This is a genomic window from Aeromonas sp. ZOR0002, assembly GCF_963866995.1.
Taxonomy (GTDB): Bacteria; Pseudomonadota; Gammaproteobacteria; order Enterobacterales; family Aeromonadaceae; genus Aeromonas; species Aeromonas caviae.
The window spans coordinates 1-730 of record NZ_CAWMFQ010000324.1; the positions used below are offsets into that span (position 1 = coordinate 1).

Here is a 730-nt window from a genome sequence, read left to right on the forward strand (position 1 = left end):
CGGGAGGGGCGGCAGCCCTCTGGATCAGCCGAAGAACCAGTAGCCGCGGTTGACCAGCCGGGTCAGCAGTTGCAGGAAGCCCGCCTGATCGGCCAGTTCCACCAGCGCGTCCTGGGTGATGATGTCCTTGTCGCACAGGAGTGAGATGGCGGCCGGATCCTCGCTTGGCAGGGTCCAGGCTTCGCCGTCGATGTAGCAGGTGCGGCTCTCGCCGCTGAACCAGACGCTGCGCAACCCCGGCACCTTGATGGCGGGCTCCCCCTGGCTCAGCAGGTCGGCCACCTCGTCGGCGCTGTAGTCCGGCTCCACCGGATTGACGTCCAGATCGTGCTTGGCCTCGGAGATCATGGTGCCGAACCACTCCTTGAACAGGGTCTCGTCGTCGAGGGCCTGTTGCATCAGCTCCCGCAGGCGGTGCAGCTCATGGGGCTGGATCTCCCCGTGGCGGGCGCGGGGCTGGAGGTCCGGGTCGCCGTAACGTTCGGTGCGGATCTCGTTGTCGATCAGGTGATCGGCAAAGGAGGAGACAAGGGCCTTGGCGTCCGGCGCGCGGAAGCCCACCGAGAAGTTCAGGGAGGGCTCGATGGCGTAGCCCTCGTGGGGGAATCCGGGCGGGATGTAGAGGATGTCGCCCGGCTCCATGATGACGTCGATGATCGCCTCGAACGGCTCGCAGTGCAGCAGGGCGGCGTGGGCGGCAAACTCGTTGAGTGGCTTGGCATCGCCGACC

General features: G+C 66.7%; 1 protein-coding gene. It reads right to left on the reverse strand.

Annotated features, from left to right (window positions below; translation table 11 throughout):
• Nucleotides 1-24: 24 nt before the first annotated feature.
• Nucleotides 25-730: ribosomal protein uL16 3-hydroxylase (locus AACR77_RS17450; protein WP_042883020.1), on the reverse strand; the 706-nt coding region annotated here is incomplete at its 5' end.